General features: G+C 62.5%; 27 protein-coding genes and 1 other RNA gene. 15 read left to right on the top strand and 13 right to left on the bottom strand.

Going from position 1 to position 23,957, the window contains the following annotated elements; all coding sequences use genetic code 11:
* Window position 1 precedes the first annotated feature (1 nt).
* Both ACQY4G_RS08390 and ACQY4G_RS08395 read right to left on the bottom strand, forming a co-directional pair.
* The gene (locus tag ACQY4G_RS08390) at window positions 2-1,570 is read right to left on the bottom strand and encodes an amidase (RefSeq protein WP_421990203.1); all 1,569 of its coding nucleotides are present in this window, start codon (window positions 1,568-1,570) and stop codon (window positions 2-4) included.
* Between the two features lie 44 nt (window positions 1,571-1,614).
* On the bottom strand, window positions 1,615-3,672 hold the full coding sequence (locus ACQY4G_RS08395) for a TonB-dependent receptor plug domain-containing protein (RefSeq protein WP_421990205.1): 2,058 nt from the start codon (window positions 3,670-3,672) through the stop codon (window positions 1,615-1,617).
* Window positions 3,673-3,972: 300 nt separating this feature from the next.
* Between ACQY4G_RS08395 and ACQY4G_RS08400 the strand changes: the two genes are divergently transcribed.
* Both ACQY4G_RS08400 and clpX read left to right on the top strand, forming a co-directional pair.
* The gene (locus tag ACQY4G_RS08400; RefSeq protein WP_067696732.1) at window positions 3,973-4,668 is read left to right on the top strand and encodes an ATP-dependent Clp protease proteolytic subunit; all 696 of its coding nucleotides are present in this window, start codon (window positions 3,973-3,975) and stop codon (window positions 4,666-4,668) included.
* Between the two features lie 187 nt (window positions 4,669-4,855).
* Window positions 4,856-6,127: an ATP-dependent Clp protease ATP-binding subunit ClpX gene (clpX, locus tag ACQY4G_RS08405; RefSeq protein ID WP_067696735.1), complete on the top strand. Its 1,272-nt coding sequence runs from the start codon at window positions 4,856-4,858 to the stop codon at window positions 6,125-6,127.
* A gap of 177 nt (window positions 6,128-6,304) precedes the next feature.
* On the opposite strand, the gene ACQY4G_RS08410 is transcribed toward clpX, so the two are convergent.
* From ACQY4G_RS08410 to mtgA, 5 genes are all read right to left on the bottom strand, one after another.
* Window positions 6,305-6,874, bottom strand: a complete 570-nt coding sequence (locus tag ACQY4G_RS08410) for a fasciclin domain-containing protein (protein WP_421990207.1) — start codon at window positions 6,872-6,874, stop codon at window positions 6,305-6,307.
* Between the two features lie 93 nt (window positions 6,875-6,967).
* Window positions 6,968-7,687: an anti-sigma factor gene (locus ACQY4G_RS08415; protein ID WP_421990209.1), complete on the bottom strand. Its 720-nt coding sequence runs from the start codon at window positions 7,685-7,687 to the stop codon at window positions 6,968-6,970.
* A complete protein-coding gene (locus ACQY4G_RS08420; RefSeq protein WP_421990211.1) occupies window positions 7,684-8,253 on the bottom strand; it encodes a sigma-70 family RNA polymerase sigma factor in 570 nt (189 codons plus the stop codon). Before ACQY4G_RS08420 ends, ACQY4G_RS08415 begins: the two co-directional genes overlap by 4 nt.
* On the bottom strand, window positions 8,253-9,164 hold the full coding sequence (locus tag ACQY4G_RS08425) for a cation diffusion facilitator family transporter (protein WP_421990213.1): 912 nt from the start codon (window positions 9,162-9,164) through the stop codon (window positions 8,253-8,255). The genes ACQY4G_RS08420 and ACQY4G_RS08425 overlap by 1 nt, the downstream gene beginning before the upstream one ends.
* Before the next feature lie 5 nt (window positions 9,165-9,169).
* The gene (gene mtgA / locus ACQY4G_RS08430) at window positions 9,170-9,838 is read right to left on the bottom strand and encodes a monofunctional biosynthetic peptidoglycan transglycosylase (RefSeq protein ID WP_421990215.1); all 669 of its coding nucleotides are present in this window, start codon (window positions 9,836-9,838) and stop codon (window positions 9,170-9,172) included.
* 110 nt (window positions 9,839-9,948) lie between these two features.
* Between mtgA and ACQY4G_RS08435 the strand changes: the two genes are divergently transcribed.
* On the top strand, window positions 9,949-11,283 hold the full coding sequence (locus ACQY4G_RS08435; RefSeq protein WP_421990217.1) for an amidohydrolase: 1,335 nt from the start codon (window positions 9,949-9,951) through the stop codon (window positions 11,281-11,283).
* Complete coding sequence (locus ACQY4G_RS08440) at window positions 11,284-12,000, top strand: hypothetical protein (protein WP_421990219.1); 717 nt, start codon at window positions 11,284-11,286, stop codon at window positions 11,998-12,000. It abuts the gene before it with no gap.
* A gap of 4 nt (window positions 12,001-12,004) precedes the next feature.
* Here the strand turns inward: ACQY4G_RS08440 and rpoH are convergent, their stop codons facing one another.
* Together rpoH and ACQY4G_RS08450 are read right to left on the bottom strand one after the other, a co-directional pair.
* Window positions 12,005-12,910: an RNA polymerase sigma factor RpoH gene (rpoH, locus tag ACQY4G_RS08445; RefSeq protein ID WP_198147747.1), complete on the bottom strand. Its 906-nt coding sequence runs from the start codon at window positions 12,908-12,910 to the stop codon at window positions 12,005-12,007.
* Window positions 12,911-13,032: 122 nt separating this feature from the next.
* Window positions 13,033-13,977, bottom strand: coding sequence for an RluA family pseudouridine synthase (locus ACQY4G_RS08450; RefSeq protein ID WP_421990221.1), 945 nt, complete (start codon window positions 13,975-13,977; stop codon window positions 13,033-13,035).
* 16 nt (window positions 13,978-13,993) lie between these two features.
* Here ACQY4G_RS08450 and ACQY4G_RS08455 point away from each other — a divergent pair, with 16 nt between their 5' ends.
* The 8 genes from ACQY4G_RS08455 to ACQY4G_RS08490 all read left to right on the top strand — a co-directional run bounded on the left by ACQY4G_RS08455 (window position 13,994) and on the right by ACQY4G_RS08490 (window position 18,535).
* Window positions 13,994-14,389 (top strand): M67 family metallopeptidase, encoded by a 396-nt coding sequence (locus tag ACQY4G_RS08455; RefSeq protein WP_421990223.1) that lies wholly within the window; start codon window positions 13,994-13,996, stop codon window positions 14,387-14,389.
* A gap of 35 nt (window positions 14,390-14,424) precedes the next feature.
* Window positions 14,425-15,084 carry a histidine phosphotransferase family protein gene (locus ACQY4G_RS08460; protein WP_067696755.1) on the top strand — a complete coding sequence of 220 codons (660 nt, stop codon included), beginning with the start codon at window positions 14,425-14,427 and terminating at the stop codon, window positions 15,082-15,084.
* A gap of 95 nt (window positions 15,085-15,179) precedes the next feature.
* Window positions 15,180-15,830 carry an N-acetylmuramoyl-L-alanine amidase gene (locus ACQY4G_RS08465; RefSeq protein WP_067696863.1) on the top strand — a complete coding sequence of 217 codons (651 nt, stop codon included), beginning with the start codon at window positions 15,180-15,182 and terminating at the stop codon, window positions 15,828-15,830.
* Window positions 15,831-16,038: 208 nt separating this feature from the next.
* Window positions 16,039-16,542: a helix-turn-helix domain-containing protein gene (locus ACQY4G_RS08470; RefSeq protein ID WP_421990225.1), complete on the top strand. Its 504-nt coding sequence runs from the start codon at window positions 16,039-16,041 to the stop codon at window positions 16,540-16,542.
* Window positions 16,543-16,585: 43 nt separating this feature from the next.
* Window positions 16,586-16,921, top strand: coding sequence for a hypothetical protein (locus ACQY4G_RS08475; RefSeq protein ID WP_421990227.1), 336 nt, complete (start codon window positions 16,586-16,588; stop codon window positions 16,919-16,921).
* Window positions 16,922-16,959: 38 nt separating this feature from the next.
* On the top strand, window positions 16,960-17,397 hold the full coding sequence (locus tag ACQY4G_RS08480) for a hypothetical protein (protein WP_067696764.1): 438 nt from the start codon (window positions 16,960-16,962) through the stop codon (window positions 17,395-17,397).
* Between the two features lie 5 nt (window positions 17,398-17,402).
* Complete coding sequence (locus ACQY4G_RS08485) at window positions 17,403-17,975, top strand: JAB domain-containing protein (RefSeq protein ID WP_421990229.1); 573 nt, start codon at window positions 17,403-17,405, stop codon at window positions 17,973-17,975.
* Window positions 17,972-18,535 carry a hypothetical protein gene (locus ACQY4G_RS08490; RefSeq protein ID WP_421990231.1) on the top strand — a complete coding sequence of 188 codons (564 nt, stop codon included), beginning with the start codon at window positions 17,972-17,974 and terminating at the stop codon, window positions 18,533-18,535. Before ACQY4G_RS08485 ends, ACQY4G_RS08490 begins: the two co-directional genes overlap by 4 nt.
* Window positions 18,536-18,553: 18 nt before the next feature.
* On the opposite strand, the gene ACQY4G_RS08495 is transcribed toward ACQY4G_RS08490, so the two are convergent.
* Window positions 18,554-18,988 carry a hypothetical protein gene (locus tag ACQY4G_RS08495; protein WP_291175326.1) on the bottom strand — a complete coding sequence of 145 codons (435 nt, stop codon included), beginning with the start codon at window positions 18,986-18,988 and terminating at the stop codon, window positions 18,554-18,556.
* Between the two features lie 152 nt (window positions 18,989-19,140).
* On the opposite strand from ACQY4G_RS08495, the gene rnpB reads away from it, so the two are divergent.
* An RNA gene (gene rnpB, locus ACQY4G_RS08500) (RNase P RNA component class A) lies at window positions 19,141-19,535 on the top strand.
* Window positions 19,536-19,560: 25 nt separating this feature from the next.
* Here the strand turns inward: rnpB and ACQY4G_RS08505 are convergent.
* Window positions 19,561-20,361 carry a metallophosphoesterase family protein gene (locus tag ACQY4G_RS08505; RefSeq protein WP_421990233.1) on the bottom strand — a complete coding sequence of 267 codons (801 nt, stop codon included), beginning with the start codon at window positions 20,359-20,361 and terminating at the stop codon, window positions 19,561-19,563.
* A gap of 272 nt (window positions 20,362-20,633) precedes the next feature.
* On the opposite strand from ACQY4G_RS08505, the gene ACQY4G_RS08510 reads away from it, so the two are divergent.
* Window positions 20,634-21,380, top strand: a complete 747-nt coding sequence (locus ACQY4G_RS08510) for a TorF family putative porin (RefSeq protein WP_291175331.1) — start codon at window positions 20,634-20,636, stop codon at window positions 21,378-21,380.
* A 58-nt stretch (window positions 21,381-21,438) separates the two neighbouring features.
* Here ACQY4G_RS08510 and ACQY4G_RS08515 read toward each other — a convergent pair whose 3' ends face one another.
* Complete coding sequence (locus ACQY4G_RS08515) at window positions 21,439-22,191, bottom strand: SIMPL domain-containing protein (RefSeq protein ID WP_421990235.1); 753 nt, start codon at window positions 22,189-22,191, stop codon at window positions 21,439-21,441.
* Between the two features lie 91 nt (window positions 22,192-22,282).
* Between ACQY4G_RS08515 and ACQY4G_RS08520 the strand changes: the two genes are divergently transcribed.
* Complete coding sequence (locus ACQY4G_RS08520) at window positions 22,283-22,720, top strand: VOC family protein (protein WP_291175397.1); 438 nt, start codon at window positions 22,283-22,285, stop codon at window positions 22,718-22,720.
* A 6-nt stretch (window positions 22,721-22,726) separates the two neighbouring features.
* Here ACQY4G_RS08520 and nhaA read toward each other — a convergent pair whose 3' ends face one another.
* Window positions 22,727-23,938, bottom strand: a complete 1,212-nt coding sequence (gene nhaA / locus ACQY4G_RS08525; protein ID WP_067696869.1) for a Na+/H+ antiporter NhaA — start codon at window positions 23,936-23,938, stop codon at window positions 22,727-22,729.
* Window positions 23,939-23,957: the final 19 nt, after the last annotated feature.

A 23,957-nucleotide genomic window follows, 5' to 3' on the forward strand; every position in this document is an offset into this window, starting at 1 on the left:
ATCAGTCCAAGGGTAGCGGCTCGGGTTCCCAGCGTTCGAAAGAAGGCTGGGGAAGCGCGGTGGTTCGCGCCCGCTCATAGGCCGCGCCTATTGCGAGAACACGTGCATCCTGCCAGGCGCCACCCATGAAACTGATGCCGATTGGTAGCCGTTCGACCGCGCCCATCGGAACGGTGAGATGCGGGTAGCCGGCGATTGCCGCGAGCGATCCGGCACCGATGTTGCCGTTGAAGTTGTCGCCATTGACGAGGTCGCTTGTCCAGGCTGGACCGCGTGTCGGGGCGACGAGGACATCAACATTGTGCTCGCGCATCAACCGGTCGATTCCCTCTTCCCCTGCCAGGCGCAGCGATATGGCTCGCGCTTCGCGGTATGCGGCTTCATCCGTCGCTTCGAGCGCTTGTTCGAAAATCGATTGGCCGAACCAGCGCAATTCGTTGCGCGCGTTCTCGAGATTGAAGGCGATCAGATCAGCGAGGTCGCGCGGCATGTCCTCGCCTGGCAAGGACGCAAGATAAGCCGCCATGTCTGTGCGCAGTTCGTAAAGCAGCACCGTGAATTCAGCCCCGAACATCTCGCCGGGCACGTCATATTCGATCTCCACGAGCTCGGCTCCGGCTCGCTGCATGTCGGCCAGCGCGGCGTCGAACACCTTGCGGACATCTTTGCGATTACCGATTTGATTAACGAGCACGCCGATGCGAACGCCTTTCATTGTCGCACCTTCTAGCCCTGCAGTGAAGTCGATCATGCGGGCATCCGCTTCCGCCGTCGCAGGGTCGGCCGGGTCGCTTCCCGCGATCGCGCCAAGCAGCAAGGCGGCATCGAAGACATTGCGCGTCATCGGCCCTGCGGTGTCCTGCGAATGGCTGATCGGTACGACATGCGTGCGGCTGATCATGCCGACAGTCGGCTTGAACCCGACCACGCCGTTGATGCTGGCCGGGCACGTGATGGAGCCGTCGGTCTCCGTCCCGATTGCGGCCCAGGCGAAGCCCGCAGCAACAGCCGCACCGCTTCCCGAGGACGAGCCACAGGTGTTTCGATCAATGGCGTGCGGATTGCGGGTCAGCCCTCCCACCGCGCTCCATCCGCTGGTTGAATTCTCATCACGAATATTCGCCCATTCGGAAAGATTGGCCTTGCCCAGCACGACACCGCCCGCGCGGCGAAGGTTGGAGATCAGCGGTGCGTCGCGGCGGGTCCAGTTGTTTGCAAGGGCGAGGCTGCCCGCTGTGGTCGGTAGCTCGCGGGTTTCGATGTTGTCTTTCACCAACACCGTGCGGCCTCCCAAGGTCGTGTGCCGGCTGCGTGCTGCACGGATCTGCGCTGTAATATCGGGCGCGAGCGCTATTACGGCATTCAGGCCATCGGGGCCCCCATCGTAGCGGGCGATCCGGTAGACTTGGGCGACTGCAGCCTTTTCGGCCGCGTTGGTTGGGGGTTCCAGGCCGTCCGGGAGCTCCGCTTCGGGAGCCTCGATTGCGACGGTCGGGCTCTCTTCCCCCTGCGCTGCGAGCGGAGTTGTGAGGAAGCAGAGCGAAGCAGCCAAGGGCAATGTCATGCGCATGCACAAGGTTCTGCCATCGGACGGTTCGAAAACAAAGGCGTTAGCTAGAAATCTCCGCTGATTGTGAGCCGGAAGATCGGGCCGATGCGGCGATCCTGGTATTCCTGGAACAGGATGTCGCTGTCGGGACGCGGTCCGTCGAAGACGGTGCGACGGAAGAAACTTCGTGCGCCGAGCAGGTTGTTCGCGCGCGCCTGAATGGTGAAACCGAACACGTCCTTGTGCTCGACAAACAGCGATCCCCACACCGGCCCCTCCCAATCGCGGCCTTCCTCGAATCGGCGCGAGTAGGGGGCGTTGTCGAAGTGCTCGAGGCTGCCGCCCCACGCCCAGTCGGTCGACGGAATATCGTGCCGGAAGTCGATTTCGAAGCTGCCCTCCTGATCGAAGGAGAATGGTCGGTCGAGACCGGTAAAGGGGTCGGTCACGCTCATCCAGCGTTTGACCGCTTCGATGTCGAGTCGGGCGCCTCTGAACCCGATCGGGTCGAGATTGATCGTGGCATTGGCTTGCAGGTGAAGACGGTCGGCATCGCCGATATTGCCGCGTGCTTCGCCGCCGCTGGCGAGGGGGAACCAGTCGATGAAATCCTCGAACCAGGCCTGGCGCGCCTGCAACTGGATCGAACCCCAGGGGCCCAGCGTCTTGTTGGCTTCGATTTCGACATTCCAGCTCTGGTAGGGCACGAGCTCGTTGTTGCCGCCATTCGCGTTCTCGTTGTTGAGGTTCACGCTGGCGAGAAAGTCGCCGAAGGATAGCTGGCTGACGCGACGGGCCAGGGTGACCGAGACATCGAAATCATCCGAGGGCTTCCATGTCGCCGCGAACGACCCCTTGGGCCGCTTGAAGCTGCGGGTATTGGCGGCCGCACCGGTCTGCTCGATCTTGGAGAACTCCATTGCCCCGATCAGTTGGACCGAAAGCGTGTTCGAAAGCCCGCGCGAGAAGCTGAGGCTGGTTTCGTAGCGATCCTCGGTCACGCCGCCCGTCCCTTGCGGGAAGGCAAGCTCCACGAAGTCGCCGCCGGGAGCCAGTTCGAACAGCTTCGAGGCGCGGTTGAGGCGGTTGAAGGCCGCTTCGCCCGACAGTTGCCAATCGGCATCCCACAGGTTCCAATTGTACTCCAACCGTCCGATCCTCTCACCCGCTTCATTGACCTGTTCGAAGCGGAAGCCTTTCGACTGGCTGCCGTCGGAGAAGCTGTCGACCACGCTGGACACGAAATTGTCGCGTTCGAACCGTTCGAGGCCGATGAGCTTGAGCGTGCCCGGACCGAAGGGGAACTGGATATCGGCGCCGATCTCGTATTCGGGGCCGTCTTCCTCTCGACGCGCATCGCGGGTGCGGATAGGCCCGCTGACCGGCGTCGCGATCTCGGGTTCACGGCGCTTGAAGTAGTCCTCGCGGTAGCTGAGGTTGAGGTTTGCGAGAACGCCGCCGCCAAAGTCGTAGGCGAAAATGGTGGCGAGCTTGGGATTGTCGAACTTGCCCGAAAACTTGGTGTCCTGCGATTCGATCAAAGCTCCGTCGGCATCGGTGATGATGACCGGACCATCGGCGCCGAAGCGGTTGTTCCTGTTGGTCAGCGAGACCGTGTAGTCGAGCGCGCCGCTGCTTCCGGTGAGCGAGATTTCGCCGCCATAAAGCTGGGCCTCGGTGTTGTGCGGACGAAACCCGGTGGTCCAGCGAAACTGCCCCGACGGACCGTTGCTGGTATAGACCACATTGGCGACCTGACCGGTGAGGCCGGGAATGCCGGTGGCATTGCCGTCGAGGATCTCGACGCGAATGATGTCCGCAGCGGGAATGCGACGTAGCTGGTCGCGCACGCTTTCCGATTTGCTCGACAGCCGCTCGCCATTGACGATCACGTTCTGCGTCGCCTGGCCAAGGCCGCGCTGCCCCTGGTCGTTCCCGCCGCTGATCGAGAAACCAGGAATGCGGCTGACCATGTCGAACGCGTTGCGCGGCGCGAACTGGGCGAAGTAGGCGGGTTCGAACACCTGGGCACCTTCGGTCGCTGCGGGGAGCTGGCTTGCACTTGACTCACTCTCGTCGCCCTGCGCATGGGCGGGAGCTACCGCGCCCGCAGCAAGTGCCACACACGAAGCGGCATAGGCAAGAGAGCGTAAGTTCATGTTATTTATATCTTTCGTTGTTTTCGCGCCATTCCGTTTACGGTTGTAGCCGATAACGCCAATCCTGCTTCGACCGATGACGTTTGTCATCCGACAAACGGATTCCGGGTCGGGACGGACGACGTGCTGGTCCCGATAGAACGCGAATTCGGTCCGATCCCGGGTGCTTGCGACATATCCTCCGCTTTCCAAGGTTAAGCCCCTTGAACATCCGGGAATGCATGGCGACATAGGCGGCCAATTGACCCGACAAGAGGACTATTCATGATCGACCTGTTCGGCAGCGACGCCCACGGCGCCCAGGGCCAGTTCACCACCGACCCCGAAACCGGCGCGCTCGTCCCGGTCGTCGTGGAACAGACCAGCCGCGGCGAACGCAGCTTCGACATCTTCAGCCGCCTGCTGCGCGAACGCATCGTGTTCGTCACCGGTCAGGTGGAAGACGGCATGGCGTCGCTCATCACGGCGCAGCTACTCTTCCTCGAGAGCGAGAACCCCTCCAAGCCGATCAGCATGTACATCAATTCGCCTGGCGGCGTGGTGACGGCCGGCATGGCGATCCACGATACGATGCAATACATCAAGCCGCGCGTCTCGACCGTGTGCATGGGGCAGGCGGCCTCGATGGGCTCGTTCCTGCTCGCGGCGGGTGAACCGGGCATGCGCATCGCATTGCCCAACGCGCGCATAATGGTCCACCAGCCATCGGGCGGTGCGCGCGGCATGGCTTCGGACATCGAAATTCAGGCGCGCGAGATCCTGCGGATCAAGAAGCGCATGAACGATCTCTATGTGAAATACACCGGCCAGAACCTGGAAGAGATCGAGAAGGCGATGGATCGCGACACCTTCCTCGAAGCCGACGAGGCCATGAAGTTCGGCATCGTCGACAAAGTCTTCGAGACCCGTCCCGAATCCGAAGGCGGCGAGGCCGACGGATCGGGCGGCGCGCCGGAATAAACTCGCACCGGGTTCCGCCTTGGGAGCTGTTCCCCAGCGGGACTGTTGCAAGAATGTCGTAGGAATTGGGCAACCTTGCCGCTTCAGCTTGTTGCAAGGAGCCCGTGTTATCTAGGATATTGACCCATACCCCGTGGCCCCTACAGTCGGTAATCTGCCGACGGCGACGCGGGAAAGACGTTAGGATATGACCAAGTTGAGCGGTACCGACAGCAAATCGACCCTGTATTGCAGCTTCTGCGGCAAGTCGCAGCACGAGGTGAGGAAGCTCATCGCGGGCCCGACCGTGTTCATCTGCGATGAATGCGTCGAGCTTTGCAACGACATCATCCGCGAGGAGACCAAGGCGGGGCTGACCGGCAAGAAGGAAGGCGACGTACCCTCGCCCGCCGAAATCTGCGCCACGCTGGCGGATTACGTCATCGGGCAGGACCGCGCCAAGCGCGTCCTCTCGGTTGCGGTGCACAACCATTACAAGCGGCTCAAGCATGGCGCGAAGGCTGGCGACGTCGAACTGGCCAAGTCGAACATCCTGCTCGTCGGCCCGACCGGTTCGGGCAAGACTCTGCTCGCGCAGACGCTGGCGCGCACATTCGACGTGCCCTTCACCATGGCCGATGCCACCACGCTGACCGAAGCGGGTTATGTCGGCGAGGACGTCGAGAACATCATCCTCAAACTGCTTCAGTCGTCGGACTACAATGTCGAGAAGGCGCAGCACGGGATCGTCTATATCGACGAGATCGACAAGATCACCCGCAAGGCCGAAAACCCATCGATCACCCGCGACGTGTCGGGCGAGGGCGTGCAGCAAGCGCTCTTGAAGCTGATGGAAGGCACGACAGCTTCCGTTCCGCCGCAGGGCGGACGCAAGCATCCGCAGCAGGAATTCCTGCAGGTCGACACGACCAATATCCTGTTCATCTGCGGCGGTGCCTTTGCCGGCCTCGACAAGATCATCGCCGATCGCCTGCAGAAGCGCTCGATCGGCTTCGGCGCGCATGTTGCCGACCCGGACAAGCGCCGCGTGGGCGAACTGCTTGAAAAGAGTGAGCCGGAAGACTTGCTCAAGTTCGGCCTGATCCCCGAATTTGTCGGCCGCCTGCCGGTCATCGCCACGCTTCACGATCTCGACGTCGATGCGCTGGTGACTATCCTCCAGGAACCGAAAAACGCGATCGTTAAGCAGTATCACAAATTGTTCGAGCTCGAAGATGTCGAGCTCACCTTCACCGACGACGCGCTGAAGGAAATCGCCGAGAAGGCCATCAAGCGCAAGACCGGAGCCCGTGGCCTGCGTTCGATCGTCGAGGCGATCCTGCTCGATACGATGTTCGACCTGCCCGACATGGAGGGCGTATCCGAGATCGTGATCGACAAGGATGTTGTCGACGGCAAGAAGGAGCCGATCCAGGTCCACGGCGGCAAGAAGGCCGAGGACAAGGAAGAGGCAGCCTGACACTGCGCCGCAACGCAAGATAACCACTCAAGCGCGCCGCGTGATTATCGGTCACGCGGCGCGTTTCGATTCCCGACCAAGCGAAATCCCCGCCCGGCCTCTGGTGAGCGCCGGGCGGGGACGGTACGAGTGCCGAGCCGCGATGGGGTGGCCCGGTCGGCACCCGCGGGGAACAATCTATCCCGGAAGAAACACGCCGTCCGTCACATGGATGATACCGTTCGACACCTCGACGTCGGCAGTCGCCACGACTGTCGTGCGCCCTGCCGCGTCGGTAACTGCAATCGTGTCGCCGAAACGCGATGCGGTGAGTTCCTCGCCCGCGACGGTTTCAATCGTCACGGCCCCGCCATGCCGATCGATCAGCCCGACCAGATCGGCTGCGGTCACGCTGCCCGGGACGACGTGATAGGTCAGGATGTTGCGCAAAGCGTCGCGGTTGTCCGGTCGCAGCAGTGTGTCGACCGTCCCGGCCGGCAGTTTGCCGAAGGCGTCGTCGGTGGGCGCGAATATGGTAAAGGGGCCGGGCGAGGCCAGCGTGTCGACAAGACCGGCGGCCTTGACTGCGGCGACCAGCGTCTCGTGCACGCCGGTGCCCATCGCGGCTTCCACGATATTGGGCTGGCTCTTCTCGGCCTTCATGCCATGATCATGCGCCAAAGCGGGGGAACCGGCAGCGAGCGCGAAAGTCCCGAGAGTGGCGGCCGAGGCGAGGGCCGCGGCTTTGAGCTTGCTGGAAAACGTCATTCGTAACTCTCCTTTGCACAAGGCCCCGTCCTGCCTGTGCATCGAGTTACGAGGGCTCCTGTCCGCCGGATGCAGAGCGGCTGCGAAAAAACGTCAAATAGTGGTGAAGCGTGCCTCAGCCACGACCGGTCCAGCATCCACGCCTTCCGGCTTTCCGCCGATCGGCTCGCGGGTAAGTACCAGCTGCGAACCGTTCTCCAGCGCACGTGCGACGTCTTCGGGCACGGTATGCGCGACGACCTTGCCTGGGGTCACGATGCCGAGCGAAACGAGATCGCCTTCCTCGGGCACGAACCAGATTTCATGGTCGTGGACGCCATCGGCAGTCAGCCCGACCGCTCCAACCAGCAGGCTGTCTTTCTCGGGCAGATAAGTGAAATCGAGGCTGAGCGGCGTGCCTTCGATCGGCATATTGGCTGCAAGGAGCGGGGCATCGCTGTCCGGTGCCGTCGCGATGTCAGGGGCAGGCTCGCCCGGCCCCGTGAGCTGCGGCAGGGCAAGGAAGGCCAACGCAACCGCCGCCGCGGCGCTCAGTCCGCCCGCCCATTGCCAGCGGCGCAGGCTACGGCGGAGCGATACGACGTCTGCGCTGCCATTGTCGCTGGCCAGTTCTGCCTCGATGCGCTGCCACACTTCCTCGCGCGGCATGCGCGGGTGGATGGCATCGGCAAGCGGGGCGAGGCGTTCCTGCCAGCGTGCGACCTCTTCGGCGAATGCAGGATCGCGGACCTCGCGCGCGCGCGCGGCGAGCAAGTCCTCGCCCTCGAGCAGGCCGAGCGCATATTCTGCGGCGAGGGTTTCGTCTGACGTCATTCGCCCGCCTCCATGCAGGTCTTGAGCTTGGCGAGGCCGCGGCGGATCCAGCTTTTCATCGTGCCCAGCGGGACGTCCATGCGCTCGGCAAGTTCGGCATAGGTCCGGCCTTCGAAAAAGGCGGTGCGGATGGCGCCGCGCGGCGTTTCGTCGAGCGTTTCGAGGCAGGTGTGGACGCGCGCCTCGCGCTCTGCGTCGATCATCATTGTGTCCGCGAGCGGCGTTTCGTCGGCTATCGGTGCAGCCTCGTCCTCGGGCACTGCCCCGCGGCGCACCTTGCCCGTGCGCAGCCTGTCGATCGCGCGGTTGCGCGCGAACGTCGCCAGCCACGATATCGGGCTCGCGCGGTCCGCGTCATAGCGGTCGGCGCGGCGCCAGAGGGTGAGATAGACGTCCTGCAATGCGTCCTCGGCTTCTTTTTCGTCGCCCAAGATACGGTAGCAGATGCCGAATAGTTTCGCCGAGGTGGCGCGGTAGATCTCCTCCAGAGCGTCGCGATCGCCGCCCGCCAGCCGGACCATGGCTGCCTTGAGCTTTTCGCGTGCTTGCTTGCTTGCCGGTTGCATCAGCACCCCGCTGCGCATGCCGCGCGGCTGGTTTCGATCTGCACGGTGGGATGGCCGATGCGGTGGTGCCGCTCAAGCCCTTCGGCAAGTTCCCGCAGGAAGGTATCTCCGGGATGCCCGCCCGGCATCACCAGATGCGCCGTCAGCGCGGTTTCGGTGGTGCTCATCGGCCAGATATGCAGGTCGTGAACCGCCTCGACGCCAGGCAGCCCCGCCAGATAGGCCCGCACCCTGGCTTCGGAAACGCCCTTGGGCACGCCGAGCATGCTCATCGCCACGCTGTCCTTGAGCAGGCCCCAAGTGCCCCAGGCGATCACCAGCACGATTGCCAGGCTGACTGCAGGGTCGATCCACTGCTCGCCGCTCCAGATGATCGCGAGGCCGGCCAAGACCACGCCGAGGCTAACCAGCGCATCGGCTGCCATATGCAGGAAGGCGCCGCGAATATTGATATCGTGCTGGCCGCGCATGAACAGCGCTGCGGTGCCGGCGTTGACTAGTATACCGATCCCGGCGACCACGACCATCGTTTCGCCCTGAACGGGGGCGGGTTCGGCGATCCGATGAAGCGTTTCGAAGAGGATCGCGCCAATCGCGACCAGCAGCAGGCCGGCATTGGCGAGCGCTGCCAGTATGGTCGAACTCTTGTAGCCATAGGTGAACCGCTCTGACGGTGGCCGTCTGGCGGCGACGCTTGCGGCCCATGCCAACAGCAGCGCGAGGACATCGGAGAGGTTGTGACCGGCATCGGCGATAAGCGCCATGGAACCCGAAATCCAGCCGTAGACCGCCTCGACGATCACGAAGCCTGTATTGAGGACGATCCCGATCAAAAATGCGTTGCCGAAGTCCGCCGGGGCATGGCCATGGCCGTGCCCGTGATCATGCGAATGGCTGTGACCCGATCCCATAAAAGCTACTGATATACGCAGGAATCGAGCCCGTCACGGGCAACCGAGCCGATCCGCGCCGAAATGGTGTTGCCGTGGCGCGCGAGCCAGCCGCGCGGGTTCTTAACCGAGCGTTCTTTCGGCAAAGGCAGCGCCGCCGCCATCCGGGCTGCCTGCAGCGGAGTGAGCGAAGCAGCGGAGGAACCGAAATAGCGCCGCGCCCCGGCTTCCACGCCATAGGTGCCGATGCCCGTCTCGGCCACGTTGAGATAGACTTCCATGATCCGGCGCTTGCCCCAGATCTGTTCGATCAGCACGGTGAACCAGGCTTCGAAGCCTTTGCGGACATAACCGCCGCCCTGCCACAGGAAGACATTCTTCGCGGTCTGCTGGCTGATCGTCGAGCCGCCGCGAATGCGCCCACCGCGGGCGTTGCTCTCGATCGCCCGCTCGATTGCCTCGCGGTCGAACCCGTCATGGGTGCAGAACTTTCCGTCCTCCGCCGCGATCACGGCACGGACCATATTGCGGTCGATATTGTTGAGGCTGGTCCAGTCCTTGGTGATGCCGTTGGCGTCCATCAGCATGGTCGCAGTGACCGGTACGGGAACGAATCGAAACAGCAGCACGAGCAGGAGGCTGAGGCCGACGAAGCCGATCAGGGCTTTGAACAGAAAGCGGACCAGCCAGCGCATTCCAGCGCGTCTAGCGGGGGCATGGCCTCCGCGCAATCTGCCAGCTTGCCGCAGACGCCTCGCCATGCTTACCTTTCGCCTCGGCCAAGGATGGCCGCGAGGGAGGGACTATGCGCAAGATCGTATTCGGGCTGGCCGCTTCGGCCATGGCACTCACTCTGGCGAGCACACCTGCAACCGCAGATCCCGCAACAGTGAAACAGGCAGTCGCAGCGGATTACGACAGCCATCTCGAAGAGCTATTCAAGCATTTCCATGCCAATCCTGAACTCTCCTTCCTCGAGACCGAAACCGCCAGGCGGATGGCGGCCGAATTGCGGGCTGCAGGGCTCGACGTGACCGAGGGCGTGGGCGGCACGGGCGTCGTCGGGATGGCACGCAACGGCGCGGGACCGTTGATCCTGTTGCGCGCCGATATGGACGGCCTGCCGATGCCGGAAAAGACCGGGCTCGATTATGCCTCGACCGCGACGCAGGTGGGACTGGATGGGAAGGAATATCCGGTCATGCACGCCTGCGGCCACGATGTGCACATTACTTCGATGGTCGGCACCGCACGGCGCCTGATGGCGATGAAAGACGAGTGGTCGGGAACCCTGATGTTCGTCGTCCAGCCCGCCGAAGAGCGCGTCGGCGGCGCGAAGGCCATGCTCGAAGACGGGCTCTACGAACGCTTCGGCACGCCGGATTACGCGCTGGCATTCCATGTCGCCTCGATCCTGCCCACCGGCAAGATTTCCGCCTCTGAATCGATCCAGTATTCCAGCGCGGATTCGGTCGACATTGTGGTGCCGGGCGTCGGGGCGCATGGCGCCAGCCCGCATATGGGCCGCGATCCGGTCTATATCGCGTCGCAGATCGTCACCGCCATGCAGTCGATCGTCAGCCGCGAGGTGATGCCGCTGTCTCCGGTCGTCATCACCGTGGGCGCGTTCCATTCGGGCACCAAGCACAACATAATTTCCGACCGCGCCGACCTGCAATTGACCGTGCGCGCGAATGACGAGGACACGCGTGCGCAATTGCTCGCGGCGATCGAGCGGATCGCAGTGAATATCGGTAAGGCGCATGGCCTGCCGGACGAGCTTCCAATCCAGGTGACCGTTTCGGAAGGCACCCCGGTGACGAATAACGATCCTGTGCTCGCGCGGCGCCTCAATGCGGTGATGCAACGCGATCTCGGCGAGGAGGTGCTGATCCCTTGGGAACAGCGCGGCATGGGAGCGGAGGATTTCGCCTATTTCGTCGCCGATGAACACGGCGTGCCGGGATATTACTTCGCAGTCGGCGGAACGCCGCAAGCGGATTTCGATGCCGCGGCCAATGGCGGGCCGCCAGTCCCCTCGCACCATTCTCCGCTGTTCAAGATCGCCCCGCGCGAATCGGTGACGCTGGGTACCGAGGCGATGATTGCGGCAGTGCTCGACTTGGCGGGAACGCAGTAGGTGCTGAGACCACTCGGGCTGGCGGCTCTGCTCTTGCTATCCGCAGTTCCGGCCGTGGGTGGCGAGGATGAGAAGGTATACGAGTGGGAGTACACTCTCATCCACTCGGACCTGCCCTTGTATGATTTCGAGTGGGACGACTTTTGGCCTAGGGGCATGGTCGGCGAGGATATCATCGCTGGATGCGAAACGCGCGTCGCCTTTGGCGACTTGCAATTCACTCCAAATCCGGCAGATCAATTTCCCCACGATCCTGTCTGGTATCACCTGTCGAGTTACGGCGCCTTCCATTGTGCGACCAACATTCGAACTGCTCCCAAACGCGACGAACTTGACGAGGGTCCTTTCTCCCGGGGATTCTTCGCCCGGATCGGAGAAGGTCGACGGGACGGCCGGACGTTCGAAATCTGGGTCCTCCAGCAGGGCATGATCCCGGGAAGCGAATACACCCTTCTTGCCCGGAATGGAGGTAAGGACGACCTTATCCGGTCCTTCAGAGTGCTCCAATCGCGTTGTCCGAAGTCCAATCTGCTGAAAGCGCGCAATTTGGATGTCTGGCAAACGAGGTATTGCAAGATCAACGACCGTCACCAGCTCTTACGCTTTGCCCGCCGAATGCTGCGCGAACCTGACTATGGGACTTTGGAACTGATAGAAGGCGTAGAAGAAGGGCCGGAAACCGAAGCTCCCGACCCTATCGATAATCCAAAGAACTGACTGATCAGGCGACGCCCGGCAGCAGCCTTTCGCCAGCGATCGCCTTCATCGCCTTCTGCAGCTTCTCGAATGCGCGCACCTCGATCTGGCGGATGCGTTCGCGGCTGACGTCATAGACCTGGCTAAGCTCTTCCAGGGTCTGCGGATTTTCCGTCAGGCGACGCTCGGTGAGAATGTGCTTTTCGCGGTCGTTGAGGCTGTCCATCGCCTCGACCAGCATGTCGTGGCGCACTTCGGATTCCTGCGCATCGGCGACCAGCTCGTCTTGCAGCGGACCATCGTCCTTGAGCCAGTCCATCCATTCGCCCGAGCCTTCCTCGCCATTGCGCATCGGCACGTTCAGGGAACCGTCGCCGCCCATCATCATCCGGCGGTTCATATTGACCACTTCCTGCTCGGGCACGCCGAGGTCGGTTGCGATCTTGTTCACATCGTCGGGATGGAGGTCGGTATCCTCGTAGGCGTCAAGGTTCTTCTTCATCCGGCGCAGGTTGAAGAACAGCTTCTTCTGCGCGGCGGTGGTCCCCATCTTCACGAGGCTCCACGAACGCAGGATGTATTCCTGGATGCTCGCCTTGATCCACCACATGGCATAGGTCGCAAGGCGGAAGCCGCGATCGGCTTCGAATTTCTTCACGCCCTGCATCAGGCCGACATTGCCTTCGGAGATGAGGTCGGACACCGGCAGGCCGTAGCCGCGGTATCCCATGGCGATCTTGGCCACCAACCGCAGGTGCGAGGTGACGAGCTGCGCGGCAGCTTCGGGATCGTCATGTTCCTCGTAGCGCTTCGCGAGCATGTATTCCTGCTCTTGCGTCAGCACGGGGAATTTCTTGATTTCGGAAAGATAGCGGTTGAGGCTCTGCTCACCGCCGAGCGCCGGAACGCTCAAAGTTTTGGTATTGCTCACTTGTACCCTGACCTTTCTTGCGTCGACCTCGGTTGGCGGACCCCTGCTGGGCATCCGTCTTTCGGGCCACCATGGTTACTTATAGCGAACGCAGCCCAAATTGCACACGCGTTTCGTCGATTTCAACGAGCGGTTTGGTCGATGAGTTCCCGCATATCGGCAGGCAGTTCGGCGCGGAAATCCAGGCTTTCACCGCTGATAGGATGACTAAATCCGAGACGTGCGGCGTGGAGCGCCTGACGCCGGAAATCGAGCTCGTCGAGAAGGGCCCTGAGGGCCTTGGGAGTGCGTCCATAGACAGGGTCTCCCAATAGCGCATGACCGATTGACGCACAGTGAACGCGGACCTGATGCGTGCGCCCGGTTTCGAGCCGACATTCGACCAGCGCGGCATGGTTCAGGCGGCGCACGGTTTCGTAATGCGTTACCGCATGCTTCCCGCGCGACGAATCGTCGGGCAGCACCGCCATCTTCTTGCGGTCGCGGTCCGACCGCCCGATGCGGCTCGAAATCGTGCCTGAAGGCGGGTTGGGGTGTCCTGCACACACCGCGAGGTAACGACGAATGATCGAGTGATCGGCAAACTGCCTCGCCAAGCCTTCGTGCGCGGCATCCGACTTGGCGACGACCAGCAGGCCGGAGGTGTCCTTGTCGATCCGGTGAACGATCCCCGGACGCGCCACGCCGTTGATGCCCGAGAGCTGTCCCTTGCAGTGATGGAGCAGCGCATTGACGAGCGTGCCATCCGGATTGCCCGCAGCCGGGTGCACCACCATTCCGGCGGGCTTGTCGACCACGATCAGGTGCTCGTCTTCGAACACGACGTCGAGCGGGATATCCTGCGGCTCGGCGGCAAGCGGCTCGGGAGCAGGCAGGGCAATGGAGAAGGCGGTTCCAGCCTCGACCTTTGCCGACCCGCTCTTGGCAGAGGTTCCAGCGATCTCGACTGCACCTTCCGCGATCAGCCCCTTCACCCGCTCGCGCGAGAGCCCGCTCGCCTCGGCCAATGCCTTGTCGAGGCGACCCGCGCTGAGGAGCGTTCCGCTGATGATTTCGCCGTCACCCATGCTAGGGCCATGCGCGATGCAGGCCGAAGTCTCAAGCGATGTCGTCGAGTGCCTACTTGCCGAGGCCGAGGAGGCGCATCCGCTAGAATGCTGCGGTGTACTGTTGGGCACCGATAACAAAATCATTACCGCTCGACCCGCCGCCAATGTCCATCCCGAACCGTCCCGGCACTTCGAGATCGACCCGCAAGTTCTGATCGACGCGCATCGCTCCGCTCGCAACGGTGGCGCCCAGGTGCTCGGCTATTACCACTCGCACCCCAACGGCCTCGCCGAGCCATCGGTTACCGATCGCGCCATGGCTGCACCCGACGGGGCGATCTGGGCGATTATCGCGGCAGGGCGAATCACCTTTTGGCGTTCGGGGGATGCAGGGTTCGAGGCGCTTCCCTATGTAACGCGCCCTCGCTAAGACCCTTACCGCATAATTCACCACTCGGGACCCCAATGGACGACCGCCAATCGATCGATCTTGCAGCGATGCTCTGCTCGCGCCTGTGCCACGATATGCTTAGCCCCGTCGGTGCGCTGTCCAATGGGCTCGAGCTGCTCGCGGTGGAAACCGATCCGGAAATGCGCACGAATGTGATGCAGTTGCTCGAGCAGAGCGCGCATATCAGCACCAATAAGCTCAAGTTCTTTCGGCTCGCCTTCGGTGCGGCGGGCGGTTTCGGCGAACGTGTCGAAGTGGCCGAACCGCAGGCGCTGATCGAGGCGCTTGTCGCCGACAAGCCGAACATCTCGATAAACTGGGCACTGGCCGAGCCAACCCTTGGCAAGCCTGCGGTCAAGGTACTGCTCAACTTCGCGCAGATCGCCATCGACGCGCTGGTGCGCGGCGGCACGCTCGATATCGGGGCGGAAGTGCGCGACGGGTCCTGCGAAATCGTGGTCCGCGCCGCGGGGCCGAAAATCGCCTTCGACGAGACCATCGGCAAGGCACTCGACGGCACGCTCGATCGCAGCGACCTGACCAGTCGCACGGCGGCGGCGCATATGATCAACCTGCTTGCCACCGAAAGCGGCGGCGGGCTGCAGTTCCACAAGGGGGCGGATGCGCTGGTGCTGGGCGCGGTCTTGCCACAAGGCGAAGGGCTGATCGGTTGAGCTCGGATTTCGGCAAGCTTGGCCAGGGCCTGCCCGTAAGCGAGGATGAACTCGTCGACCGCGAGGTCCTATCACCCAATCACGACGAACGTACTATGCCCATCGAAATGGTGGTGATCCACTATACCGAGATGGAGGACAAAGGCTTCGCCATCGAAAGGCTATGCGATCCGGAGGCCAAGGTTTCGGCGCATTACCTGATCGGCGAACAGGGAGAGGTCGTGCGGCTGGTACCGGAGGAAAAGCGCGCCTGGCATGCCGGCGTGTCCTATTGGCGTGGGCACAAGGACGTCAACTCGGCGAGCATCGGGATCGAGCTCGACCACCCGGGCCATAAATATGGTTATCGCGAGTTCAACGATGCGCAGTTCGAGGCGCTCGTGCCGCTGCTGGCGCGAATAGTGAAACGCTACGATATTCCGCGAACCAATGTCGTGGGCCATTCCGACGTCGCGCCGGCACGAAAGATCGACCCGGGCGAGCTTTTCCCCTGGGACCGGCTGGCCGAGTATGGCCTGTGCCTCCCACGCCCCCAGAAGCTCGAGCGGGGCGACCCATTCGACAACGATGCAAGCTTCTATCTCGCGCTGGAGCGATTCGGCTACGATATCACCGACGGGCACAAGGCGGTCGAAGCCTTCCAGCGCCGCTGGCGCCCGGAGAAGATCAATGGCGAGATCGACGGCGAGGTGCGCGCGATCCTGTTCCAGCTCTTGCTCGACCGTGACCGGGGCAATGCGCGTTAGGCACGCATTTCGCCGCGAATCAGGGCTAAAATGGCTAATCCATACTGAAATTCGCGTGGCCTGAATGCGGAGCGGTCCAGCCCCGCGGGCTGCCAAGCCTTTGCAGGGATATGAAAAACCTGCCTGCCAAGTCAGGCCGGTATCATCCCGGGCGCGCCGCTCGTTCGCGCGGTTTGCCCCTGCAGCCCTGATGGCTTAAACAGGACCGATGGATCACGGCGCTATCCATTCCGTATTCGTATCGCTTACCGAGAAGCAGGAGGAGGCCTTGCGCTTGGCCTGTCAGCACCTGACCTCGAAGCAGATCGCGCAGGAACTGGGTGTTGCACCGGTCACAATCGACAAGCGCATCGATGCGGTGCGCGCCAAGCTGGGCCACATGTCGCGGGTCGAGGTCTTGCGGCACTATCGCGCCTGGGCCGAAGCATATGATCGGACCATAGATGATCCAACCATACTAACCCCTCCTCCATCCTCCGCTGCATCTACGACCGCGCAGCCGCAAGAGCGACCCTTTGTCTTCGAAGATTCCCTCGCATTCGATGCAAGGGCTCCCTGGGACAGGTCCTCTGACTGGTTGCAGCCGAGGATCAGACCTTCGGACCTGGGAATTAGCGGCAAATTGCTGCTGATCGCGCTGGGCGCGGTGGCTATCATGGCCGTTGCCGTGCTTTCGATGGCTTTTGCGAACGCGTTGGCCACGATGCTGTAGGGTTCAAACTACTCCTCGGCCCACTCGCCAGAGGAGAATGTGAATGTCGCTTGATCTGCCTACCGCAACCGCCCGCATCGCTCGCGAGTTGAGCGATTCCGAATTCGCCATCGCCGACGCGTTGGCGAAGAGCACCGCCCTGCTGCACAGCGCTGCGCTTGCCAGCCGCGACGTCGCAGGAGCTCCCGATCTCGAAAGCCAGCGCGCGCTGATGCGGCTTCAGAGAATCGTAGGCGGCCTCATCGATGTTCGCGGCGAAGCCAACCGCGCTCACGGCCAATTGCGGAAGATCGCTATCGAAACCGGCGCGGGCGAGGAACCGACCTGCCCCGACGACGGCTTCACCTCCGCCGAGCATGTAACCACCATCGTAGCCTGACTTGCCTTAGCAACGGCGAGGGCCCAAGGGCGTGTGCGATGACCCGGTTCCTGATCCAGGTGGCACTGACGCTTGCGGTTCTCGCCTTTGCTTGGAGCAGAGGCGGAAAGCCTGAACGCTATGTCGCAACAATCTATTTCGCGGTGGTCTTTTCGGGGATCGCCCGCTGGCTGGTCACCGGGCATTGGAGCGAGGCCGGTTACGCCTCGCTGCAGACCTTCCGCTTCGCGGTCGATCTTTGCGCCTTCCTTGGCGTTACCGCGGTTGCACTCGCCTATGATCGCTGGTGGGTGCTTTGGGTAGGCTCGGCGCAATTGATCGCAGTCGTGTCGCACCTGTTGCGCGCGGCCAGCATGCCTCTCGAGCCAATAGTCTATGCCGTAATGGAACGGTGGCCGGTCTGGCTGGCTCTGGTCATTACCGGGCTCGGCACGCTGGTGCACTATCGGCGGTCGGGAACCGGCTCCACCACCTGACCGGATTGCTTGCTCCGCTCTCGGCCGAACCATTAGACCTTGCCGAACGGCTGCTCGACCGTTTCGGATCGATCGGCGCGCTGATCGACGCCAGCGAAGCGGAGTTGCGCCAATGCGCGCATCCTGGGGAGCGTTGGGTCGATGTCTTCCTCGCGATTCGCCAGCTTCTTCGCGACGGCATACGTGAACAGGTTTTGCGCACGCCGCTTGGCAAGGACCGCAAGGGGATGGAGCGCTACCTGCTGGAAACGATGGGTTGCCTGCGGCGCGAGCGCATGATCGCGATCATGGCCGATCGGGCAGGCTTCGTCATCTCCGAAGAGATCGTCGCAGAGGGGGGCGAGGGTGAAATCCAGGTCTCGCCGCGAGCTCTGTTCGGGCGGGCGCTCTCGCTCGACGCACACCGCATGCTGATCGCGCACAACCATCCGTCGGGCAGTGCCGAGCCCAGCGCTTCCGACATTTCCCAAACCAGGGATCTCGTGTCGCAGGCAGAGCGACTGGGCGTGCTGGTCGACGATCATCTTGTCGTGGGTCGACGCGAGGTGGTCAGCATGCGCGAAAGGGGGCTGATGTGACACCCACCGAGGAAGCCATATTGCGCGGCATAGAGGAGAAGCTGATTTCCTTCGCGGACTGGCGCAATTCCTGGGATGACCCGTGCGAGGCGGATCGTTGCTGCCGCGATGCGCAATATGAGATGGGGCAGAGCGGGGAAAGCCAGTCTTTGATGCTAGCCGACTTTCCCTGCGGCGCGGGATGGGACATGCTCATCAGCCTGTTCGTCATGCAAGCCAATGGCAGGACTGCCAGCATCGCGAGTTCATGCCGGGCCGGGGGGGTCTCTCGTGCCGCGGGTTCACGCTTCATCGAAGCTCTGGCCGAAGAGGGAATCACTGTTGTGGAGGGAGAACGAGAGGATGGCGGTGCGCGTCCCGTGTGTCTTTCGGAGCGCGGGCGGCAGCTTGTCGAGAAAGCGATGCAGAATTTCATCGGGTCCAGATCGGAGGAAAGTCTCGACTCGGCTCGCCGGTCGATCGCCCATGCGATCACCAACAATCGGATCGCCCAGGAAATGAGCATCAGCCTGCGTTCGATCGAATTGCACCGAGCCAACATGGCGGGCAGGCGCAGCTAACCTGATAGGGGAGGTGGTTCAGCCCTCGGTCGATCCTCGCTCACCTTCGGCCGCAATGATCCCGATGGCGGCTCCCGCGATGGCGCCGGTCATGGCGTGAGCCAAAGAGTTGCTGCTGGAGAAGCTGTTTTCTATTTCGAGCTCCGGGACCGCGATTGTCGCAATCGCGTATCCCGACGGTGCGCGGGAGGTCATGATACCCACTGGTTTGGTGATCATCAGAAGTATTTGCTCGATCGAACCGCTTTCCACCAGGGCGCGAAGGGTATCGTCCTCAGGTAGGGGGAAGCGCTTCTTCACCGTATCCGGGGCTTGGCGGAGCAGCGTACACAAGCTTTGCGCCATGGCGTGCGCATCCTCGCGGGCCGGGACCGGCATGTCTTCGCAACGCGTCAGGAACTCGTCCAGCCTATCGCGCCACGGGATGGGTGGTAACGTTTCCAAAAAATCCATCTCCCTTCGCCGTAGAGACAGTGCATCGACACCGAGTCAACCCACGCCATGATCGTTTCGTTGCCGTCGGGACTTTTTGGAATGCAATTGTTTTGACCCGTTGTAGCCGGGCCACTTGGCGACCCGGGCCTTGATCGCTATCTGCGTTCGGGCCAGGGGGCCGGGCAGTCGCGGGAAACCGAGGAAAGTCCGGGCTCCACGAAACAAGGGTGGCGGGTAACGCCCGCCGGGCGCAAGCTCAGGGAAAGTGCCACAGAGAGCATACCGCCGATGGCCTGCATGCAGGTTCAGGCAAGGGTGAAAGGGTGCGGTAAGAGCGCACCGGGGCTTCGGCAACGCGGCCCGCATGGCAAACCCCACCCGGAGCAAGGCCGAATAGGGGCGGCGCGCCCGCGCGAGCGGGTAGGTGCGTTTCGCATCGACCGTCCGGGTTGGCTGCTGGAGCCGCGGAGCGATCCGCGGCCTAGACGAATGACTGCCCCTGTGCGGCTGGTGTGCGAGCATACCGCGTGCAGGACAGAACCCGGCTTACAGGCCCCCTGGCAATTCACGCCGTCGCCGGTGGCTCGCGATCAGGCGAAATCGGTGTGAACGACGCTGAGCGTACCGTCTTTTTCCTGCGCCTGGATCAAGCGTCGCTGGTCGCCCTCGAGCACGAGCGCGGTCAGATTGCCGGTGCGGAACGCGCCCGTATCGATCCCGATGCGGTAGGGCGTGTGTTCGATCTCCTCGAAAATCGTATGGCCATGCACCACGACATGGCTCGTCGGCTCGCGGTGCTTGAGGAATCGGTCGCGGATCCAGCGCAAATCGGATGCCTTCTGATCTTCCAGGGTGCGCTTCGGATTGATCCCGGCGTGGACGAAAACATAGTCGCCCGCGACGATGATATCTTCCATTTTCTCGATAAACTTGCGGTGCTTGTTCGGCACGAGATCGTGCAGCTCACCCTGCAGTTCCTTCATGGTGAGCTCGTTGTAGCGCTTCTTCTTGATCCCGTAACTGAGCACGGTTTCCTTGCCGCCATGCTTGAGAAAATGGCGCAGCATTTCCTTGTCTTCGAAGCTCTCGAGGAACATTTCCTCGTGATTTCCGGCGATATAGCGGACCTTGCGCCGCTTGCCCCATTGGCGCGCGGTTTCGATCACCCGTGCGCTTTCGGGGCCGCGGTCGACGAGGTCGCCGAGCAGCACCACCGTACTTTGCGCGTTGCCAGACTTCGCGTCGTCCTGCTCGATAGCGAGGATCAGTTCGTCGAACAGGTCGCAGCGACCGTGGATGTCCCCGATCACATAGAACCGTTCCCCATCCGGCACTCTTGGCCGATGCGTGGACCAGGCGCCCTTCTTGAAGAGTTTCGCGAGCTTGATCATCGAGCGAAAGTGCGGCCCTGCTTGTGGTTCGGTAGGATTGCGGACCAGATAGGCGGAAGCCGCCGCGGGGGCAATAAACGCGCGTGGAATGCGGTTTGTGCAGTTGCGAAAAAGGCACATCTTTTGCTGCATAAGCGAAAACTTGCCACAGCTATCTTGCGTGTAGGCGCCAGATTGTGCAGGTTTATGACCGTATCCGGACGAGGAGCCTAACAAACTGGCCCCGGCGGATTCGCAGGTGGGACGAAGCGACACTCGTACAGGAGTTTGTAATGCTCACGTCCTTTCGCGGCCTCATGGCCGTTTCGCTCGCTGCTGCGGGCCTTTCCATCGCAACCCCGGCCATGGCCCAATCCGAAGACGACAGCGGCTTTTCCGTCTCGGCCAATGCGGCGCTGACGACCGATTACCGCTTTCGCGGCGTCTCGCTCTCGGGCGGCGACCCGGCGGTGCAGGGTGGCTTCGATGTTGCCCATGACAGCGGCTTCTACATCGGCACCTGGGCCTCTTCGATCGATGGCGGCCCCTCCTTCGGTGAACTCGAGTTCGACATCTATGCCGGATGGAGCGGCAATCTGACCGACGCGGTCAGCGTCGATATCGGCGTGCTCTACTATATCTATCCAACCGAAGAGCTTGGTCTCGATACCGATTATATCGAACCCTACGCCTCGATCAGCACCAGCTTCGGTCCGGCTGAAGCGACCTTCGGGGTGGCCTATGCACCCGAGCAGGATTCGCTCGGTGGCGACGACAACCTGTATCTCTATACCGATCTCGGGGTCGGCATTCCCGATACGCCATTCACCCTGACCGGCCACCTCGGCTATACCGATGGCGCGCTCGCTCCGCCGCTGCTGGCCGGGACGACCGACGATACCGGCCTCGACTGGTCGATTGGCGCCAGCGTGGCTCAAGGCAATTTCGAAGTCGGCGTCGCCTATATCGGGGTCGAGGGTCCGTCGATCGACGGGTTCACCGACGACGCAATCGTCGGTACGATTGCTGCCAGTTTCTGACTCTTCGCTGGCAGTCAATGCAAAGGGGCGCGCGCCGATCGAGCGTGCGTCCTTTTTGTCAGTCGAGAGCGAAATCGACCGTCGTGACCACGCGCACCTTCTTGAACGGCGTATCGCCGATGCCCCAGCCGCCGGCCTCGCCATCGCGCGCGCCGATCGAGAAATAGCCCTGCGTCGCCTTGCGGATGCTGCCGACATCCGCGCCGCTATCTTGGGCGAATTGTTCCGCTGCGGCGCGCGCATCCCTCGTGGCTTCGGCGACCATTTCGGGCTTGATCGCATTGAGTCCGGTGAAGGTATAGCTGATGCCTGATCCGTCCTCGAGCACTACACCCCTACGCACGAGTTCGGCCTGGCTGCGGACCGCGCGCTGGGCGCGTTCGATGTCCTTGGTGCGCAGCACGATCCGCTGGCGTACGGTGTAGAACACAATGCCGTCGTCGGTATAATTGGAGACGTTCACGCCCGCCGGCGTCAGCTCGTTCTCGGGAAAGCCCAGACCTTCGAAAAATTCGCGTACCGCCGTTGCGTCGCGATCCGTGCTGGCCTGCGCGGTCTGGAGGCTGGTGGCGGTGGAAGCGAAAGATAACGTCCAGGTCGCAAGGTCGGCAGTGACTTCGCGTTCGGCCAGGCCGCGCACGGTCACGCTGCGTTCGGCAGCCTTCATGCGCACGAGGCCGTCGCCAAGGACAAATCCGCCGAGCACCAGTCCGATCGCCACGATCCCCGCGCTCGCCAGCCAGCGTTTGAGCGTTGCATCGCCCTGCCGCGGCGTGGCACTAGTGTCGTCTATTTCGGTTTCGTCGCTCATGGTCTCGTTCCTCTCTGGTCTGTGCCTCCCGAGGATCGCGATACAATTTTGACGATGAACCGTGCTTTAATCTCGATGAATGGAGTTACTCGTGCCCAAATACCTGCACAGCATGATCCGGGTCACCGATCCCGAAGCGACCGTTGCTTTCTTCAAGCTAATCGGACTCGAGGAGACACGCCGGTTCGACAACGAGAAGGGCCGCTTCACGCTCATCTTCCTTGCCGCACCCGGTCAGGAAGGCGTGGCCGAGGTCGAGCTGACCTACAACTGGCCGCCCGAAGATGGCAGCGCGCCCGAGGACTATGGCGGCGGGCGCAACTTCGGCCATCTCGCTTATCGGGTCGAGAACATCTACGAGACCTGCCAGGCAATCATGGATGCGGGGCACACGATCAACCGGCCCCCGCGCGATGGACACATGGCCTTCGTCAAGACGCCCGACGGCATCTCGATCGAGTTGCTGCAGGAAGGCTATCTCGACCCGCAGGAGCCCTGGGCGAGCATGGAGAATACCGGCAGCTGGTAAGCCGGGTCAGTCGATATAGGGCGACTTCGCATCCTCGGGGTGCGGCGCCGACATGCGCAGGATCGCATAGCCGGCGACTGCCGAGATCAGCGACCCGAGCAGGATTCCGATCTTCGCCTCGTTGATCAGCAGCTGCTGGCCGCTGAATGCCAGTCCACTGATGAACAGCGACATGGTGAAGCCGATTCCGCACAGAATGGAAATTCCCCAGATCTCGGGCCAGCTCGCCTGGTCCGGGCGGGGGGCGAAACCGAGCTTGTCGGCAGCGTAAATGGCGGCGAAAATGCCGACCTGCTTGCCGAGGAACAGGCCCGCGGCAATCCCCAGCGGCAGCGGCGCAAGCAGCTGTTCGAGACCCATCCCGGCCAGCGGCACGCCGGCATTCGCGAAACCGAAGACCGGGACCACGAGATAGGCGCTCCAGGGAGCGAGCCCGTGCTCCATGCGTTCGACCATGGTCTGGTCGTCGGGTCCAACCATCGGGATACACAGCGCGGCCACGACGCCGGCGATGGTCGCATGTATGCCGGTGTTGAGCACGAAGTACCACAGCACCAGCGCCAGCAGGACGAACGGCCAGTAGGACGCGACGCGCATCCGGTTGAGCACCATCATCAGCACTACGACACCGCCCGCTGCGGCCAGCCATCCCAGCTTGATGTTCGCGGTATAGAACAGGGCAATCACCATCACCGCGCCGATATCGTCGACGATCGCCACGGTCAGCAGGAACAGCCGCAGCGAGGCCGGACAGCGATTGCCCAGCAAGCCCAGCACGCCCATTGCGAAGGCAATGTCGGTTGCGGCGGGAATGGCCCAGCCGCGCAGCAATTCGGCATCGCCGCCGACCACGCCGACATAGACCAGGGCGGGAATCGCCATCCCCGCCACCGCCGCGAGAATCGGCAAGCGGCGCGATTGCGCCGTGGAAAGCTGTCCCTCGATCCACTCGCGTTTCACTTCGAGGCCCACAACGAAGAAGAATATCGCCATCAGGCCGTCGTTGATCCACAGGTGCAGATCGTAGAGCTTGGGGATCGGGGTCCACGGCAATTCGCCATAGAACAATTGCTCGTATTCGGTCGCGAGCGGCGAGTTGGCCGCCAGCATTGCCGCTGCCGCGACTAGGATGAGGAGGATGCCGGCCGAAGCGTCGCTGACGAAGAGTGCGCGTACGGGGGCAAAGACGAGGCGGAAGGCTGAAGGACGTTCGGTCATCTTGGGGACGCTCTCTTTC

It is taken from the genome of Qipengyuania sp. (genome assembly GCF_965277845.1).
Lineage (GTDB): Bacteria > Pseudomonadota > Alphaproteobacteria > Sphingomonadales > Sphingomonadaceae > Qipengyuania.

Bases quoted from the DNA above. Each gene is read 5' to 3' on its own strand.
- ACQY4G_RS08465 (WP_067696863.1), top strand. From the start codon at position 15,180: ATGCCCATCGAAATGGTGGTGATCCACTATACCGAGATGGAGGACAAA.
- ACQY4G_RS08460 (WP_067696755.1), top strand. From the start codon at position 14,425: ATGGACGACCGCCAATCGATCGATCTTGCAGCGATGCTCTGCTCGCGC.
- ACQY4G_RS08435 (WP_421990217.1), top strand. From the start codon at position 9,949: ATGCGCAAGATCGTATTCGGGCTGGCCGCTTCGGCCATGGCACTCACT.
- ACQY4G_RS08515 (WP_421990235.1), bottom strand. From the start codon at position 22,191: ATGAGCGACGAAACCGAAATAGACGACACTAGTGCCACGCCGCGGCAG.
- ACQY4G_RS08495 (WP_291175326.1), bottom strand. From the start codon at position 18,988: ATGGATTTTTTGGAAACGTTACCACCCATCCCGTGGCGCGATAGGCTG.
- nhaA (WP_067696869.1), bottom strand. From the start codon at position 23,938: ATGACCGAACGTCCTTCAGCCTTCCGCCTCGTCTTTGCCCCCGTACGC.
- clpX (WP_067696735.1), top strand. From the start codon at position 4,856: ATGACCAAGTTGAGCGGTACCGACAGCAAATCGACCCTGTATTGCAGC.
- ACQY4G_RS08420 (WP_421990211.1), bottom strand. From the start codon at position 8,253: ATGCAACCGGCAAGCAAGCAAGCACGCGAAAAGCTCAAGGCAGCCATG.
- ACQY4G_RS08400 (WP_067696732.1), top strand. From the start codon at position 3,973: ATGATCGACCTGTTCGGCAGCGACGCCCACGGCGCCCAGGGCCAGTTC.
- ACQY4G_RS08480 (WP_067696764.1), top strand. From the start codon at position 16,960: ATGACCCGGTTCCTGATCCAGGTGGCACTGACGCTTGCGGTTCTCGCC.
- ACQY4G_RS08425 (WP_421990213.1), bottom strand. From the start codon at position 9,164: ATGGGATCGGGTCACAGCCATTCGCATGATCACGGGCACGGCCATGGC.
- ACQY4G_RS08475 (WP_421990227.1), top strand. From the start codon at position 16,586: ATGTCGCTTGATCTGCCTACCGCAACCGCCCGCATCGCTCGCGAGTTG.
- ACQY4G_RS08450 (WP_421990221.1), bottom strand. From the start codon at position 13,977: ATGGGTGACGGCGAAATCATCAGCGGAACGCTCCTCAGCGCGGGTCGC.
- ACQY4G_RS08505 (WP_421990233.1), bottom strand. From the start codon at position 20,361: ATGATCAAGCTCGCGAAACTCTTCAAGAAGGGCGCCTGGTCCACGCAT.
- ACQY4G_RS08470 (WP_421990225.1), top strand. From the start codon at position 16,039: ATGGATCACGGCGCTATCCATTCCGTATTCGTATCGCTTACCGAGAAG.
- ACQY4G_RS08510 (WP_291175331.1), top strand. From the start codon at position 20,634: ATGCTCACGTCCTTTCGCGGCCTCATGGCCGTTTCGCTCGCTGCTGCG.
- ACQY4G_RS08415 (WP_421990209.1), bottom strand. From the start codon at position 7,687: ATGACGTCAGACGAAACCCTCGCCGCAGAATATGCGCTCGGCCTGCTC.
- ACQY4G_RS08390 (WP_421990203.1), bottom strand. From the start codon at position 1,570: ATGCGCATGACATTGCCCTTGGCTGCTTCGCTCTGCTTCCTCACAACT.
- mtgA (WP_421990215.1), bottom strand. From the start codon at position 9,838: ATGCGCTGGCTGGTCCGCTTTCTGTTCAAAGCCCTGATCGGCTTCGTC.
- ACQY4G_RS08410 (WP_421990207.1), bottom strand. From the start codon at position 6,874: ATGACGTTTTCCAGCAAGCTCAAAGCCGCGGCCCTCGCCTCGGCCGCC.
- ACQY4G_RS08455 (WP_421990223.1), top strand. From the start codon at position 13,994: ATGCAGGCCGAAGTCTCAAGCGATGTCGTCGAGTGCCTACTTGCCGAG.